Source organism: bacterium, from assembly GCA_022616075.1.
GTDB lineage: Bacteria > Acidobacteriota > HRBIN11 > JAKEFK01 > JAKEFK01 > JAKEFK01.
In genome coordinates, this window is record JAKEFK010000399.1 from 1 (window position 1) to 15,232 (window position 15,232).

A 15,232-nucleotide genomic window follows, 5' to 3' on the forward strand; every position below is an offset into this window, starting at 1 on the left:
ACTTCTGCGGTTCGGAGTTCCTTTGTTCGATATTCTGCGGTTTAATATCCTTTTGCGAAAATCCTTCTAAAAAAACAAGAAGTTCAACGTCAGTAGTACATCGCTAAGGTTTTTTCATACTGCGTTGGAATTCCTGCGGGCTCATGATCAGCGACGTCCGTTTTTCTTCCTTCTCTTTTCTTTCGATTTGAGCTTTCCTTATCTCCAACGAACGCTCTATCAAATGAACGGCAAAAGGATCCAGCATCCGGGAGAAACCGAAAGCCATCGCAGCAATTTCCGGTTCTTTGTCTTTCAGGAAATAAGCCGCCTTTTGCAAGGCAAGCGCCCAAACCGGTCTCTTCACCGCAGAGAAATATTCGCCGGACGCCTCATGCACCGCTTCTGCTTTTTGTTGAAGTCTTTGTTGTTCCGGCAAAATGATTGGGCCTTCTTCAATCTGGACGAGCCGCTGGATCACCTGATCAAGGAATTCTTCTTCCGCAAGCCAGAGCTGGAAATATTCGTGATTCAATAATAGAGCGGCATCCTGCTGGTACAGGTTCGTGCGCGGTGTCCATTCGGAAAACGGATTTTGCGCGGTAGCCTCTCCCATGTACTTCCGAAAATCTTCCGCTCCCTGCAAAAACTCAAAAGAGCTCATAACAAAGAATCGCGCGTGTTCCGGCGGTAAAGCATGAAAAGACATGTTCACGCCTGTCCCTTTGTGAAACTCTGCAGCATAATCATCAGCAACACGCTGCATGGTTTTCTGATTCATCCGGATGTCCCGTCGCTGTTGAATGATTTCGAAATTCTTGCCCTCCGTGATTTCTACAAAAAACCAGTCGCCGCGCGGACCGTTCCCGCGGAAATAAAAGAAAGGCTGCCAGAGCGGCAATCGATTTTCGGCAAGCAAAAAGATTTCATGGCGAGTTGGTTCCACCGTTACGATTGGCTTTTCCCACTGAGGAGCTTCCCATCCTTTCTGGCGAAGTCTGTAAAGCGCTTTTCGTATCGCCTGGTCCTTTTCTCGTCCGGGATTCTCTTCTAATAGCTTAGTAAGGAAGGAAGCTGTCAGAGCAGACCCTTCCAATTCCAGCAATGCCAGCGTGCTTTCGAAAAAATCCTCGTCCTGCAACATCAGCCGGATCGCCTGATCCCAGTCGGAGCCATCCTCATTTCGCACCGTTTGAAGAATCCATAGGGCCCGGGAGCGCGGAGTATCTTCTTCGCCGCCCGTGAAGCCCGCCGACTTCAAATAAAGGACACCTGCTTCCGATATTCCCGCCCGATCCGATACTTGTTCCAGCTTCTTCCGAATGTGCGGCTCCGATTCACTCCACAAAACAAACTGCTCCCACCCATTCTGCTTATTCAATGTTTGAACCACAACGCGGTCGCCGCGCGCGCCCAATCCTTCCCAGTGAGCAAGAAGCTCCGTCGCAGAGACTGATTGCTGCTTGAGGAGCTTTTTTACCAACCGCTCCAGATTCTGTTCATTCGGTTTCATAAGATTTTCTTGGCGCCTTGGCGTCTTGGCGGTTCAAATTATAGTACTATATTTGTAATGAATCGGCTTGCGCTCTGGGTGGAAGAGTACCTGGATTATTGCCGGATTGAGAAGGGTCTTTCTGAAAACTCGATCCTCTCCTACAAAAGGGATTTGCGACACCTCATGCAATTCAGCAAAGAGAACGAGATGCCGGAAGGCCCGCAGGAATATCTGCAGATCATAGAATTCCTGCATTACCTCAACCGGCTCAAACTGGCATCCTCTTCTGTGATGCGAATGACCTCGACTCTTCGAAATTTCTACCGCTATCTTGTTCAAAACAGCAAAATGAACGTGGATCCGGCTGCGCAATTGGAGGCGCCGGCACGTTTCAGGCGAATGCCCAAAATGCTTAGCCGGGAACAGATGCAAACACTGCTGCAGCAACCGGACATTGAAACAGAAGCTGGAATCCGGGATCGCGCGATGCTGGAATTGCTCTATGCAGCCGGGGTGCGAATCTCGGAAATGCTCGATTTGAAACTGCATCAGCTTCAATTGCCACTCGGATTTGTAGTATGCACAGGCAAAGGCTCCAAAGAACGAATCGCACCTGTGAATGAGCAGAGTAAAGATTGGCTCTACCGCTATCTTAAGGAAGTGCGGCCGAAATACATGGGAACAAAGCCGCGAAAGAATTACGGCAAGTCGCAGATTCAGGGAGACCGGCAAAAAGTATTTCTAAACCAGCGCGGCAAACCACTCACCCGCCAGGGATTCTGGAAAATCCTAAAACTCTATGGAAGGAAAGCCTCCATCCCGGACCATCTCTTGACCCCTCACGTTTTGAGGCATACATTTGCAACGCACCTCCTCGAAGGGGGTGCGGATCTTCGTTCGGTTCAGATGCTTCTCGGACATGCGGACATCAGCACGACAGAGATTTATACTCATATATCCAGGGAACATCTCCAGAAGATTTATCGCAAGTTCCACCCGCGAGGATAACTGGTCACGGTCAACTGGCCACTGGTCATTTACTATGTATGAATTTCTGGGTCATCCTTCCGAGGAATTGATCCGGGTGACTGCAAATACGGTTGAAGAGGTATTTGTGGATTCGGCAGCAGCGCTATTTGAGCTAATGACGGACATAAATAAAATACGAGACGATGTTTCGTTTGAAATAGAATTGGGCGCGCCTGATCGACTTCTGCTTCTGGTTGATTGGCTGAACAAGTTGATTTTCGTTCATGAAGTGGAGCACGTGTTTCTAAACAACTTTCGAGTACACTTGCAGCCCGGATCGACATGGAACCTAAGCGCCAGGGTTAGCGGTCAAAAGATCAATGAGCAGATGGAGCGAAGACTTCATGCAAAAAGTGCGACTTACGGACAACTCGAATGGAATGAAACGCCGCAAGGCCATCAAGTACAATTTGTGATCGACGTATGAAACAGGAAACGAATCCAACACTCTCGAATCTTTTGAACATTCCACTCCCAAAAATTGAAGAAGCCGGTTTGCTTTCATTTCCGTTAGAGCTGAAATCTCCTTTTGAAACAAGCTTCGGCGCCGTGGATCGCCGTGAAGTCCTGCTCTGCTACGTGAAGGGAGAAGGGCTCGAAGGATACGGCGAGTGCGTCGCCGAACAGGACCCGCTTTACAGTTATGAAACTGTGGTGACAGCCTGGCACGTACTGGAAAAATACCTTCTACCATCCCTTCGCTCTTCGAATACATTAGAAGACTATTTGCAATCCTCGGCCGCGATCCGCGGCCATCACATGGCGAAAGCTGCATTGGAAGCGGCGCTCTGGGACATCCTGGCGAAAAGCCGGAAACAACCCCTTTACCGTTTCTGGGGTGGAACCAAAACGAGAATTCCGTGCGGCGTGAGCATAGGAATACAAAAGGATCACGATTCGCTTCTGGAGAGCGTTCGGGATTATCTGTCTCAGGGTTACCGCAGAATCAAAATCAAAATCAAACCGGGAAAAGATCAAAGCTTGCTGGAAGCGATCCGAAGCGAATTTCCGGATATTCCATTGATGGCAGATGCTAACGCCGCGTACACCTTGTCGGATGTGGAACTGCTAAAGTCGCTGGACAAATACCGGTTGATGATGATCGAGCAGCCTTTGCATTATGAGGATTTGTGCGATCACGCGGTTCTACAAAATCAATTGGAGACAGCGGTTTGTCTGGATGAATCGATTACTTCATTTCATCAGGCAAAGGCCGCGATTGCGCTGCAGAGCTGCAGGATTATCAACATTAAAACCGGCCGGGTCGGCGGGCACCGCGAATCGATCCGGATTCATGATCTTGCCAGGCAGCATCAGATGCCGGTCTGGTGCGGTGGAATGCTGGAATCCGGAATTGGCCGAGCGCACAACCTGGCTCTGGCATCTTTGCCGAATTTCTCCCTGCCCGGCGATACTTCTGCGAGTGATCGTTACTGGCATCGCGACATCATTCATCCTGCAGTACAGATGGATGCTGATGGATTCATTGCACTTCCGGAAACGCCAGGAATGGGGTATGAGGTGGATCGAGATTATCTGGAATCCCTCATAGAAAAAAGATTCCGGCTGCTGGTGTGATAAAATCCTTCACAATGTTTGCGGATATCACAATTCTATGGGAATGGGAATTCGATGAAGATTTCATCCGGATCTTCGATCGAAAATGCCAGCAGTTCCGGCTCCAAAGTTATCTGGTGCAGCCCTATAACCAGCCAAATGTGGTGGAAGAATTAAAGCGAGGTGATTTTAACGCAAGAGTCGTTCTCGACCGCGCTTCCGATAATCAACCTGCGTTTGAGCCGCTCATAAAAAAGCTTCTTGCCAATGGCGCTGTTTTCTTGAACCATCCGGACAAACTGGCAACTGCGCTCGATAAAGCCGTGATGCATCAGAAGCTGGCGGACAACGACGTGCGCGTGCCGTATACCATCATTCTTTCCCCCTATAGAGATTGGACAAAGATAAAAATTGGTGAATTGATTCGCCTGGGAGAGCCCTTCATCATCAAGCCGGCAACCGGCGGTGGTGGAGTCGGTGTGGAGGCAAACGCCAAGACCCTCTTCGATATTGTGAAAGCGCGTGAAGGAAGGAGTCGGGAAAAATTTTTGCTCCAGGAAAAGGTCCTTCCTGCGCATTTCGGAGACCGTCGGGCGTGGTTTCGTACGTACTACGTCTGTGGCGAAATTCTGAGCTGCTGGTGGGACGATCAAAGCCACATTTACTTCCGCGTTTCTCCTGAAGAAGAAAAAATATATGGACTGGAGCGGTTAAAAACAGTTGCACAAAAAATAGCGGAAATCTCACAGCTTGATTTTTTCTCAGCCGAAATCGCAATCGTGGACAGGGAAACTTTTGTGGTAGTCGACTATGTCAACGACCAATGCGATATGCGGTTAAAATCCCGTTTTGTAGACGGCGTTCCTGACGATGTCGTCGAAGAGATTGCCTTTTATCTGGCGCGTTTTGTGCAGAAGACAATCAGTGCCATGCCCCGGAATCTTCGTCTGGCGGAGGGATAGATTGCGTTGTATCTTTATTCCAAGGGAGGTGTTATGAAGAAGCTAGCAGCCTTTGCTTTAATAACCTTATTCGCGGCCGTAATGATCGCGGAAGCAACTGAAGTCGCCGATGTTGCAAAAAAAGAAAGAGCAAGACGTGAGGCGATTCAAAAACAAGGGAAAACAGCGAAGGTTTTCACCAATCAAGATATTGCCAACCTGAAATCAACTCTTGCATTCGAAGCTCGTACAGAACCGGAAGGGGTCAAAGAAACGACGCTTCCCGGCATTGATACTTCTGCTGGAGATGACGTCGCACAGCCAAAGAAGAAGGAGCCACCCCAACAACAGGCCAACGAAGAAATAGAAAAGCTAAGAGAGGAACGAGAGGCGCTCGAGCAACAAGCAAAAGACGCCCAGCAAACAATTAATCAAGGTGGCGGATTTTTTACACGCAACCTCGGCAATCAGTACAAACAGAAACGGGAAGCCGAATCTCGCATTCGTGAAATCGATCAAAAGTTGAAGGAAGAGGAAGAAAAAGAGAAAGAAGACGAACAGTAGCTCTTTTTACAGAAAGTTCAATTCTCTTGCTTCTTTTTCAGGATCACGTCCGAAGCTTCGCGAAAAATAACATCGATGTCGCGGCTGGTTTCACGAAAATCTTTCATACCGAGATGAACGAGCCACACAATCAACAGGAGCGGTGGAATCCAAAAAAAGAGCGCTTGAAATGGAGTAAACGTAAGAATGAAGAATCCAAGAAAGAGGAACGCCGCTTCCAGTATCAGTACAGCGGAAATCAGCACGCGGCGGTTGCGCCTTTGTTTTGAAACAAGATATTCCCTGTCACCCTCAAGATAATTGCGGTAAAGCCGGATTTCCCGAATCGCGGACCAGAACGCAAAAATAATCATGCCCGCAATCAGCAGGCCAACAATAATCTCCACTGTATTTTTTGAACAGAAGAACGCAAAGATCGCGAAGCAAAACCTACTTTTTTCTTTGCGCGCTTTGCGGTCTTCTGTTCAAATGAGTTTACTCTTCTTCTTTTTCGTGCTGCACTTTTGATTTATGCTCTTCAATGATTTTTTGTGCTAGATGAGAGGGAACTTCATCGTAATGCGAGAAATTCATTTCATAGTAGCCGCGTCCGCCGGTCATCGAAGTTAAAGAAGGAGCGTAGTTGAGCATTTCCGAAAGCGGAACGGCCGCGCGGATGATCTGGATGTTTCCGCTGGAATCCATTCCCTGCATTCTGCCACGCCTGCCGCTTAAATCTCCCGTGATCGCGCCCATGTATTCCGATGGGGCAAAAATATCCACGTGCATCACCGGCTCCAGCAGAACCGGCTTGGCCTGTTCCATCCCTTTTTTGAAAGCCATCGATCCTGCAATTTTGAACGCCATTTCCGAAGAATCCACCGGATGGAAAGAACCATCAAAAACGGTCACTTTGAAATTCACGACAGGGAAACCGGCGAGAATTCCACGCTGTCTCGCTTCCTGAATTCCTTTTTCGATTGCAGGCACATAATTTTTCGGAATTGCACCACCAAAGATTTTGTCCTCGAATACGAAATCCTTATCCCGTGGAAGGGGCTCCATCGTAATCCAGCAATCTCCGTATTGTCCGCGCCCGCCGGATTGTTTTTTGTACTTTCCTTGTACCTCGGTCTTGCCCTTGATCGTTTCGCGATAAGGAACTTTCGGCGGATGCAACAGAACTTCAACGCCAAACCGTTTCTTCAAGCGGGCAACAACTACTTCCACATGAAGTTGTCCCGATCCTGAAACAAGCAGTTCTTTTGTCTGAGGATCGCGTTCAAATCTTAGAACAGGATCTTCATCAGACAACTTATGAAGAGCGGTGCTGATTTTTTCTTCATCACCGCGCGACTTCGGCTCAATGGCAAAAGAAATAATCGGATGGGGAAAGGTCAAGGGAGAGTAATGTGAAATCGCTCCAGGTTCTGCAAGAGTGTCATTCGTCTGCGTATCCTTCAGTTTTGCAACGCTGGCAATGTCTCCCGCATAAACTTCATGCACAGGAGTCGCCTGTTTCCCTTGCAAAGCTGAAATCGTACCGATTTTTTCGCTCGTTCCTTTGTTCACGTTCAGGAGGGCATGATCCGCTTTCATCACACCGCTGATCACCCGGAACAGATTGACGCGACCCGCATAAGGATCCACAAACGTCTTGAATACGAACGCCGAAAAACGACCGTTCGGATCGATTTTAATCTCTTCAGTCGATTTATCTTTGTTTTCTACCAGCATTCGAATCGTGGATTCGGCCGGACTCGGAAGAAGCTCAACGATCGCATCCAGAATTGGTTGCGCCCCCACATTGTGAAGAGCGGAAGCGGAGAAAATTGGAATGATCTTGCGTTCCAGAATTGCCGTTTTCAACCCAGCCAGTACTTCCTCCTGGGAAAGCTCACCCGCTTCAAAATACTTTTCCATCAAAGCGTCATCTTGCTCGGCAATCATTTCTACAAGCGCTTGCCTTTGCGCGGAAGCTTCCTGTTTTAAGGACTCAGGAATCTCCACTTCCTGAAATTTGCCCGATTCATCTTTGGGATATTGATATGCTTTGAAGTGGATGAGATCGACGACTCCACTGAAGTCCTTTTCCGAGCCGATCGGAATCTGAACAGGGATGCAAACGCGGCCAAATGATTTCTGAATCGACTCAACCGCGCGATTATAATCGGCCCGTTCGCGGTCCAGTTTGTTCACCACGATCATGCGCGCCAGCTGAAATTCATCGGACCACTTCCAGACTTTTTCGGTTTGCACTTCCACGCCGGCAACGCCGCAAATCAGAATGATGGAGGAATCTACCGCGCGCAAAGCGGCTCGGGCATCCGCAACAAAATTGCCATAACCGGGAGTGTCCAGAAAATTGATTTTTGTCTTGTTCCATTCCACAAAACACGGAGAAGAGGAGATCGTAACCTTGCGTTCAATCTCATCGTCATCAAAATCGGTTACGGTGTTGCCCTGGTCCACCTTGCCAAAACGGTTCACTGCACCGGAATCGAACAAAAAGCAGGAAGCAAGTGACGTTTTTCCTACGTCTCCATGGCCTGCAAGTGCAACGTTCCGAATAGCCTCTGTGGGGTAAACTTTCATAAAATTCCTCCAAAATTGTGAAAAGTACTCCGCGCCTTGTGTCGCGTCAAGGCTGGCATGCGGGACGCAAAACGCAAGACCGTAGGAAAACGAAAATTATAACATAGTTGATCACTGCAACATGTTAATCACGTTGACTTTGGGGTTGTTTCCATTTAGATTTGAGCCATGCCGTCCCAACTTCTTGGAGACGATGTGAAGCTTGTATTGCTATCCGCGGCCTTAGTCGCTTTTCTCTTATTGATCTATTTTGCGATCCGGCTAATCCGCGAGTTGATTCCCACTGTGCGGCAGCTCAGAAGGACACTCAAGGAGTTGGATCGCACGATCCAGAATTCTCAGGAAATCATCTACAACCTGAAAACAATCACGAGAAATGTTGATCAGGAAGTGGTCCAGGCGCAGGAGATTCTGGGGATGGCGCGGGGAGTCGTTCATCAGGTAGCAACCGTGACGAGTGCGATTGCAAAACCAATTACCGGAATCAGGAATTTACTGCTCGGATTGGGTTACGGAATGAAATACTTATTGAAAAGAGACCGCAGGGTTTATGAAGAGGAAGAGCTCTAGCATGTTCTAGGAGGAAATTATGGCAAAAGATGAAAGCAACTTTTTAGAAGTATCGTTCGCATTTTTGCTGGGAAGTCTGGTTGGAGCCACGATTGCATTGCTATACGCTCCAACATCCGGGGAACAGACACGCCGTAAGATCCGCGAAAAGAGCGGCGAAGTCCAGGAAAATCTCCGCACTCAATACGGAAAAATCAGTGACAAAGCCGAAATTGAAGTGAGCCGTTTCAAAGACCGAGTGAATGAAAGGGTCGTTCAAGCAAAGGACTTCTACGACAAACAAAAGTCCAAGGTTCGCGAAGCGGTAGATGAAGGCAGAAGAGCTTTCGAAGAGGAAGAGGAAGAAGAAGAGAAGGGACTGCCGGCATCCACCAACGAAAATGCATAAATAATGTGGTGCGGGCGACCCGCCCGCAACTCCGCGGACGAGACGCCCGTGCCACTTATTGAATGTAACCTAGGCTACGTAGCTCCTGGCGTATCTCCTCATCTATGGCATCAGTGGATCGTCCGGTTTCACGCGTCTTTCTTGCTCCGTAACTCTTGACCTTCCGAATGGGATGTTTTTCTGTAAAGGCTTCCATCCATACACGGCCTTTCATGTCGGCGGCCACCGGAAGTCCCGCAAGATGTAACAGCGTGGGAAGGAAATCATAGATGGATGCATTTCGAATCTCGTATCCTTTCCGAAAAGCCGGACCCTTGCAAAACAGGATTCCTTCCATCTCATGCCCTCCGGACAATTCGGGATCTTCCGCTTCTTCCTTCGGAATCGGTCGAAAACCGTGATCGGAAAGAACAAACACATTCGTGTCAGAAGAAGCAGCGTGTAGAAACTTACCGAGCACCTCGTCCAGATAGACGTAATAGTTTTCGATGGTTTTTCCAAACCAGATTCGCTCCTGATCGGAAACCGGAAAAGATGGAACGGATTGAGGATCCATGTATTTCCAAAAACCGTGCTGTGTGAAGTCAGCTCCACGCAAATAAATCGCGAAAACATCAGGTTCCAACCCTTTGAGAGCCTTCAGACCGATTTCCACGTAGCTTTCGTCCCTGCGATAAACGGAGGCCAAACGCTTTTGCACAATTTGATGCATCTGCCGTTCAAAAGTTCCCCTGCGATACTTCTTTTGAAACTCCTGATCAAATGGAAACGAAGTAAAGCGAAGCAATCGTTTCCTGGACTCTGATTGGATTTGAGCGAAGTCGTGAAAATAATCGTGCTCGAAAGTATCCGGCGGATAAAACACATCCTTGGAACGCGAATTGTAGTAGGTCCGATCGGAGACAATTCCTCCGTTGATGGTTTCAACGGGCCAGGTCAGATACCAACCGACAATCAGAGAAGTCAGGTTGGAGTACTCGGAAAAAATATTCCAGAATCTCTTGATTTGCACAGTTTCGCTGGTGATCGGTTGATTCTGAGCAACATAAAATGTGACTCCGTGCTGTTCGGGCCCTTTTCCGGTTGCGATTGTCGTCCAGATGACCGGTGAATAGGTTGGCTCCTCTGAGACTTAGCTTTCCATAGGATCCTTGCTCCATGAGTGCTTTGAAGTTCGGACAAACTCCCGCTCGAATTAGCGGAGTTAGCAGACGCCAGGTGGCTCCATCCAGAGCAAGGATCAAGAACTTCGGGTTTCGGCGATTGGAGAATATTCTAAGATCCTCAAGATCTACTTGCCTGCCTCCTTGAACACGAATGGTAACGAAACTTGCTTCACCGAGAGATTCCCGATGAAGAAAGACAGATTTTGCGAAATACGGTGGGCGAAAACGAACGGAGCCAAGATCCTTTTGTTCCGTGTGAAAAGAGACCACTACATCTTCGGAATGATCCATCCTTATATGCAGAGACTCCTCTTCGCTTCGGAGCACACGAATGGGACCATTTCTCGCGCGATAAGAAGATCGTAGGAATGGGAAATCACGGCTCACGCGCCATTCGCTGTATGCTTTTGCTCCGGCTGCAATCGCGACTATCAAAGCGACCACGAAAACGGCGGTTCGTCGCGACATGAGTTTCATTTAATGTAGCCATCCGCGATTGACTTCAATGCTTCGACGAGTATCAACAAGTCTTCTTCCGTATTGAAGTAGCCGGGGCTTACGCGCAAGCAGCCGTCCGGTAGCGTGTTCAGCTGTTGATGCAAGACAGCTGCGCAGTGCAATCCTCCGCGGACAGCGATCCCAAAGCGTTGATCCAGAATCGCCGCGACTTCATCCGGCGCAACATTCCTTAAATTGAATGCAAGCACCGCAAGGTCTTGTTGCGCGAGACGGGAATAAACGTGAAACCTGGGATCCGACACTAGATACTCAAATAGGATGCGCGCAAATTCCCACTCTTTGCGATGAATTTTTTCCATTCCTTCGTTTTCAATAAATGTGAGTCCGTGTGACAGCGCCGCAATCGACAGGAAATTGGGAGTTCCGGCTTCGAGATGCATCGGCAATTCCGCAGGATGCGATAACTCTTCCGAAGCAGTTCCGGAACCACCCTCACGCCACGAGCTCAATGGGATGTCCCTCGGGACAATGAGAATTCCGAGACCGGGCATTCCAAAAAGTGATTTGTGCGCAGAGCAAGCCAGAAAAACCGGATGGTTCTTCAGTTGGATCGGAATTCTTCCGGCGGTCTGTGCGGCATCCAGCAAAACAGGAATTCCGTCCCGCAAAAAAAGCTCACTATCTTGAACCGTCCCGAGCACATTGGATCCATGGTTCAAGATCACCAGCTTTGTGTTGTGGCGCACTACGTTCCCATAACTTTTGGGATCGATGGCGCCGCCTGCTGAGAAAGGGAGTCGCGTCAACTCTATCTGTTTTTCGCGAACGATACTTTCAAGTGGTCTGGATACGGAATTGTGATCGAGGTGAGTTGCAATTACATGATCGTGCGGTTGCAAATACCCTTTCAGAACCATGTTGATGGAATCGGTGCAGTTGTAAGTAAAAATCACGCGATGGTGATCAGTAATCCCGAAGAATCGCGCCACCTGTCTTCGCGTGTTCTCCACCATTTGCGCGGAGGTCGTCGAAAAATGGTGACTTCCCCGCCCTGGATTCCCTGCCCCTTCTTTCATGAAGCGCAGTGTTTTTTCATACACCTCTTCCGGTTTCGGAAAAGTTGTCGCCGCATTATCCAGATAAATCATATTGAACCGCCAAGACGCCAAGGCGCCAAGTTTGAACTCTCGATTCTCCTTGGCGTTCTTGGCGCCTTGGCGGTTAAAACCATAATGATATGATACGTCGGATGACTCCGCTGAAAATTCTATTTCTTGCAGCCGAAGTTGCCCCTTTCGCCAAGCGTGGCGGCCTTGCGGACGTCTGTGGCTCTTTGCCAAAAGCGCTACAGGGACTTGGGCACGAAGTTTTCGTGGTCATGCCGGCATATCAGTCAGTCGAGCAAGCGTTTCAAACTGGCAAATGGCAACTGAAACTCGTTCCAGGCGAACTGCGAGTACCAACCGGCGCGGGCCTGCTAAGGGCGGCGGTGTTAAAAGGTCAATTACCCGGATCCGAGGTTCCGATCTATTTTATCGCGGAAAAAAATCTGTTCGGCCGAAGCGAAATTTACGGACACGATGATGATGCTTATCGATTTTGTTTTTTCAGTCGCGCGTCGCTGGAATTGATTTCCGCTTTAAATTGGCGTCCGGATGTCGTCCATTGCCATGACTGGCACACTGCCCCTGCGCTGACATGGCTGACAACCACAGGCCAGATAGACGCCTTCTATCGTGGAATACCCACCATCTACACAATTCACAACCTGGCTCATCAAGGCAGATCTGTGCGCTCAGTTCTTCATTATCTCGGAACCGGTGTGGAACCACTCGTTGAAGAAAACTGGCAACATGTAAACTTCATGGCCCGCGGAATCTATCATGCCACAATGATCAATACCGTCAGCCCCACCTATTCGCGTGAAATCAAAACCGCTGCCGGCGGAGTAAAACTGGAACGGCTTCTTCAATACAGGCATTTTGATGTGCATGGCATTCTGAATGGTCTTGATTACGATGTGTGGAATCCTGCAACCGATATGCATCTGGCGAAAAACTTCAATGTGGAAACATTGGACACGCGCATTCAAAACAAGCGCGAGCTGCAAAAAAAGCTCGGGTTGCCTGTTCAGGACCACATTCCCATGCTGTCCATCGTTTCCCGGCTGGATCATCAAAAAGGGTTTGACATAGCGGGAGGAGCGCTCCATGCGGTGTTGAACAATTTTCCAAACGAAGTGCAGTGCGTGGTGCTGGGAAGTGGTGCGCAACAGTACGAGGACATGTTCCGGAGCCTTGCCAGAACTCATCCGAATCAAATGACTGTAATCCTGCAATACGCAGCGGAGCTCGCTCCTTTGATCTACGCTGGAAGCGACATTTTCCTGATGCCTTCGCGTTTTGAGCCGTGCGGTCTTGGACAGATGATTGCGATGCGTTACGGTTGTGTTCCCGTTGTTCGCGCAACAGGCGGGCTCGCGGATACCGTTCAGGATGGCGTCACGGGTTTTACTTTTGATGATTTTTCCGTAGAAGATTTCTGGAATGCTTTGCGGCGCGCTCTCTATATCTATTTCAATGATTCGGAAAGTTGGAGAGCCATTCAAACTCATGGAATGAATATTGACTTTTCCTGGAAACACTCTGCCTACGGATATTGCCAGCTTTATGAATGGGCAATCGCTCGTGTACGTGGATATTAAACAAAGTAGCGCGGGCGTCTCGCCCGCATGAGTTTGTAGCGCGGGCGTCTCGCCCGCATGAGTTTGTAGCGCGGCGTCTCGCCCGCATGAGTTTGTAGCCAGCGGCTCGCTGGCAAGGAGAATACAAATGAAACGATTTGTACTGATCGCAACCGGATTTTTATTCCTCTCCTGTTTCTCTTTCGCCGAAGAGCGTCAATACGACATTGTGATCCGCAATGGCATGATCTATGACGGCAGTGGATCCCCGCCGGTCAAAGGTGATGTTGCTATGCAAGGAGATCAGATCGTTGCAGTTGGCAAAGTCTCAGGCAAAGGACGAACTGAAATTGACGCGAAGGGATTGGCGGTCGCACCTGGATTTATCAACATGCTCAGCTGGGCAACCGATTCCTTGATTGAAGACGGCCATTCTCAGAGTGAAATCCGGCAGGGAGTTACGCTCGAAGTCATGGGTGAAGGCTTTTCAATGGGACCGATGAACGATTCCATGAAAAAAGAAGCGAAGGAGAATCAATCCGACATCAAGTATGAAATCGAATGGACTACGCTCGGTGAATATCTCGACTTCCTTGTGAAGAAAGGAATTTCCACTAATGTTGCGTCCTTTGTAGGCGCTACTTCTGTGCGAGTTCATGAAGTCGGGTATGCGGATCGGCCACCGACAGCGGAAGAACTGGAACGAATAAAGAAGCTCGTTGCACAGGCGATGGAAGAAGGCGCGCTGGGAGTTGGTTCCTCCTTGATTTATGCTCCCGCGTTTTATGCGAAAACGGATGAGCTGATTGAACTTTGCAAAGTTGCCGGAAGCTACGGCGGAATGTACATCTCGCACATGCGAAGCGAAGCAAACAAACTGCTCGAAGCCGTGGATGAGCTGATCCGCATCTCGCGTGAAGCAAAATTGCCGGCAGAAATCTACCATCTGAAAGCGGGAGGAGAACCGAACTGGAAAAAAATGGATGAGGTGATCCGCAAAGTGGAAGCCGCGCGCACAGAAGGTTTGAAAATCACCGCGGATATGTACACGTATCCTGCCGGAGCCACCGGTCTCGATGCTTCAATGCCTCCCTGGGTTCAGGAAGGCGGGCACAAAAAGTGGGTGGAGCGATTGAAGGATCCCGCAACGCGTGAACGGGTAAGAAAGGAAATGTCTGAAAACGCGCAGGATTGGGAGAATCTTTTTTATCTTGCAGGTACTCCGGAGCGGATCATTCTGGTTGCATTCAAGAATGAAAAACTGAAGCCGCTCACTGGCAAGACGTTGGGGGAAGTCGCAAAGATGCGCGGTAAATCGGCGCAGGATACGGCAATGGATCTGGTCATTGAAGATGATAGCCGCGTAGGAACCGTGTATTTCCTGATGTCCGAAGAGAACATCAAAAAACAGATTGCCCTGCCCTGGCTCAGTTTTGGCTCCGACGAAGCTTCGCTGAAACCGGAAGGAAATTTCCTGAAATCGAATCCACATCCGCGCGCTTACGGTACGTTCGCGCGTTTGCTGGGAAAATATGTTCGTGAAGAAAAAGTCATCCCGCTCGAAGAAGCGATTCGAAAACTAACCTCTCTTCCCGCTGCAAATCTCAAACTGGAAAAACGGGGATTGCTGAAAGAAGGCTATTTCGCAGACATTGCTATTTTTGATCCGGCCACTATAAAGGATCACGCGACATTTGAAAAACCGCACCAGTTTTCCACCGGCGTTCATCATGTTTTTGTCAATGGTGTGCAGGTCCTTAAGAACGGCGAGCACACAGGAGCAACTCCGGGGCGCGTCGTTCGGGGCCCGGGCTGGAAGAAAAAATA

At 49.0% G+C, this 15,232-nt stretch carries 14 protein-coding genes; 9 read left to right on the forward strand and 5 right to left on the reverse strand.

The annotated features are described in order from the left end of the window. Positions 1 to 103: 103 nt before the first annotated feature. The gene (locus tag L0156_30430; GenBank protein MCI0607317.1) at positions 104 to 1,492 is read right to left on the reverse strand and encodes a hypothetical protein; all 1,389 of its coding nucleotides are present in this window, start codon (positions 1,490 to 1,492) and stop codon (positions 104 to 106) included. A gap of 57 nt (positions 1,493 to 1,549) precedes the next feature. On the opposite strand from L0156_30430, the gene xerD reads away from it, so the two are divergent. The 5 genes from xerD to L0156_30455 are packed head-to-tail and all read left to right on the forward strand — an operon-like array spanning position 1,550 to position 5,565. After that, positions 1,550 to 2,482: a site-specific tyrosine recombinase XerD gene (gene xerD, locus L0156_30435; GenBank protein ID MCI0607318.1), complete on the forward strand. Its 933-nt coding sequence runs from the start codon at positions 1,550 to 1,552 to the stop codon at positions 2,480 to 2,482. Between the two features lie 34 nt (positions 2,483 to 2,516). Next, positions 2,517 to 2,930, forward strand: coding sequence for an archease (locus tag L0156_30440; protein ID MCI0607319.1), 414 nt, complete (start codon positions 2,517 to 2,519; stop codon positions 2,928 to 2,930). Further along, a complete protein-coding gene (gene menC / locus L0156_30445) occupies positions 2,927 to 4,081 on the forward strand; it encodes an o-succinylbenzoate synthase (protein MCI0607320.1) in 1,155 nt (384 codons plus the stop codon). Before L0156_30440 ends, menC begins: the two co-directional genes overlap by 4 nt. A gap of 14 nt (positions 4,082 to 4,095) precedes the next feature. Beyond that, complete coding sequence (locus L0156_30450; protein ID MCI0607321.1) at positions 4,096 to 5,022, forward strand: hypothetical protein; 927 nt, start codon at positions 4,096 to 4,098, stop codon at positions 5,020 to 5,022. 33 nt (positions 5,023 to 5,055) lie between these two features. Beyond that, positions 5,056 to 5,565 (forward strand): hypothetical protein, encoded by a 510-nt coding sequence (locus L0156_30455; protein MCI0607322.1) that lies wholly within the window; start codon positions 5,056 to 5,058, stop codon positions 5,563 to 5,565. A 17-nt stretch (positions 5,566 to 5,582) separates the two neighbouring features. On the opposite strand, the gene L0156_30460 is transcribed toward L0156_30455, so the two are convergent. Both L0156_30460 and fusA read right to left on the reverse strand, forming a co-directional pair. After that, on the reverse strand, positions 5,583 to 5,951 hold the full coding sequence (locus L0156_30460; GenBank protein MCI0607323.1) for a hypothetical protein: 369 nt from the start codon (positions 5,949 to 5,951) through the stop codon (positions 5,583 to 5,585). An 88-nt stretch (positions 5,952 to 6,039) separates the two neighbouring features. Continuing rightward, positions 6,040 to 8,139 carry an elongation factor G gene (fusA, locus tag L0156_30465; GenBank protein MCI0607324.1) on the reverse strand — a complete coding sequence of 700 codons (2,100 nt, stop codon included), beginning with the start codon at positions 8,137 to 8,139 and terminating at the stop codon, positions 6,040 to 6,042. Between the two features lie 168 nt (positions 8,140 to 8,307). On the opposite strand from fusA, the gene L0156_30470 reads away from it, so the two are divergent. After that, entirely contained in the window at positions 8,308 to 8,709 is a 402-nt protein-coding gene (locus L0156_30470) for a DUF948 domain-containing protein (GenBank protein MCI0607325.1), read from the forward strand. Positions 8,710 to 8,728: 19 nt separating this feature from the next. Next, on the forward strand, positions 8,729 to 9,097 hold the full coding sequence (locus L0156_30475) for a YtxH domain-containing protein (protein ID MCI0607326.1): 369 nt from the start codon (positions 8,729 to 8,731) through the stop codon (positions 9,095 to 9,097). Positions 9,098 to 9,152: 55 nt separating this feature from the next. Here the strand turns inward: L0156_30475 and L0156_30480 are convergent, their stop codons facing one another. Then, entirely contained in the window at positions 9,153 to 10,187 is a 1,035-nt protein-coding gene (locus tag L0156_30480) for an alkaline phosphatase family protein (protein ID MCI0607327.1), read from the reverse strand. A 549-nt stretch (positions 10,188 to 10,736) separates the two neighbouring features. After that, the gene (locus tag L0156_30485) at positions 10,737 to 11,870 is read right to left on the reverse strand and encodes an aminotransferase class V-fold PLP-dependent enzyme (GenBank protein MCI0607328.1); all 1,134 of its coding nucleotides are present in this window, start codon (positions 11,868 to 11,870) and stop codon (positions 10,737 to 10,739) included. A gap of 89 nt (positions 11,871 to 11,959) precedes the next feature. Between L0156_30485 and L0156_30490 the strand changes: the two genes are divergently transcribed. Together L0156_30490 and L0156_30495 are read left to right on the forward strand one after the other, a co-directional pair. Then, the gene (locus tag L0156_30490) at positions 11,960 to 13,426 is read left to right on the forward strand and encodes a glycogen synthase (GenBank protein MCI0607329.1); all 1,467 of its coding nucleotides are present in this window, start codon (positions 11,960 to 11,962) and stop codon (positions 13,424 to 13,426) included. A 127-nt stretch (positions 13,427 to 13,553) separates the two neighbouring features. Further along, a partial coding sequence (locus L0156_30495) for a D-aminoacylase (protein ID MCI0607330.1) occupies positions 13,554 to 15,232 on the forward strand: 1,679 nt, incomplete at its 3' end.

Excerpts from the sequence above, each read along its gene's own strand:
- L0156_30430 (MCI0607317.1), bottom strand. The coding sequence starts at position 1,492 with ATGAAACCGAATGAACAGAATCTGGAGCGGTTGGTAAAAAAGCTCCTC.
- xerD (MCI0607318.1), top strand. The coding sequence starts at position 1,550 with ATGAATCGGCTTGCGCTCTGGGTGGAAGAGTACCTGGATTATTGCCGG.
- L0156_30440 (MCI0607319.1), top strand. The coding sequence starts at position 2,517 with ATGTATGAATTTCTGGGTCATCCTTCCGAGGAATTGATCCGGGTGACT.
- menC (MCI0607320.1), top strand. The coding sequence starts at position 2,927 with ATGAAACAGGAAACGAATCCAACACTCTCGAATCTTTTGAACATTCCA.
- L0156_30450 (MCI0607321.1), top strand. The coding sequence starts at position 4,096 with ATGTTTGCGGATATCACAATTCTATGGGAATGGGAATTCGATGAAGAT.
- L0156_30455 (MCI0607322.1), top strand. The coding sequence starts at position 5,056 with ATGAAGAAGCTAGCAGCCTTTGCTTTAATAACCTTATTCGCGGCCGTA.
- fusA (MCI0607324.1), bottom strand. The coding sequence starts at position 8,139 with ATGAAAGTTTACCCCACAGAGGCTATTCGGAACGTTGCACTTGCAGGC.
- L0156_30470 (MCI0607325.1), top strand. The coding sequence starts at position 8,308 with ATGCCGTCCCAACTTCTTGGAGACGATGTGAAGCTTGTATTGCTATCC.
- L0156_30475 (MCI0607326.1), top strand. The coding sequence starts at position 8,729 with ATGGCAAAAGATGAAAGCAACTTTTTAGAAGTATCGTTCGCATTTTTG.
- L0156_30485 (MCI0607328.1), bottom strand. The coding sequence starts at position 11,870 with ATGATTTATCTGGATAATGCGGCGACAACTTTTCCGAAACCGGAAGAG.
- L0156_30490 (MCI0607329.1), top strand. The coding sequence starts at position 11,960 with ATGATACGTCGGATGACTCCGCTGAAAATTCTATTTCTTGCAGCCGAA.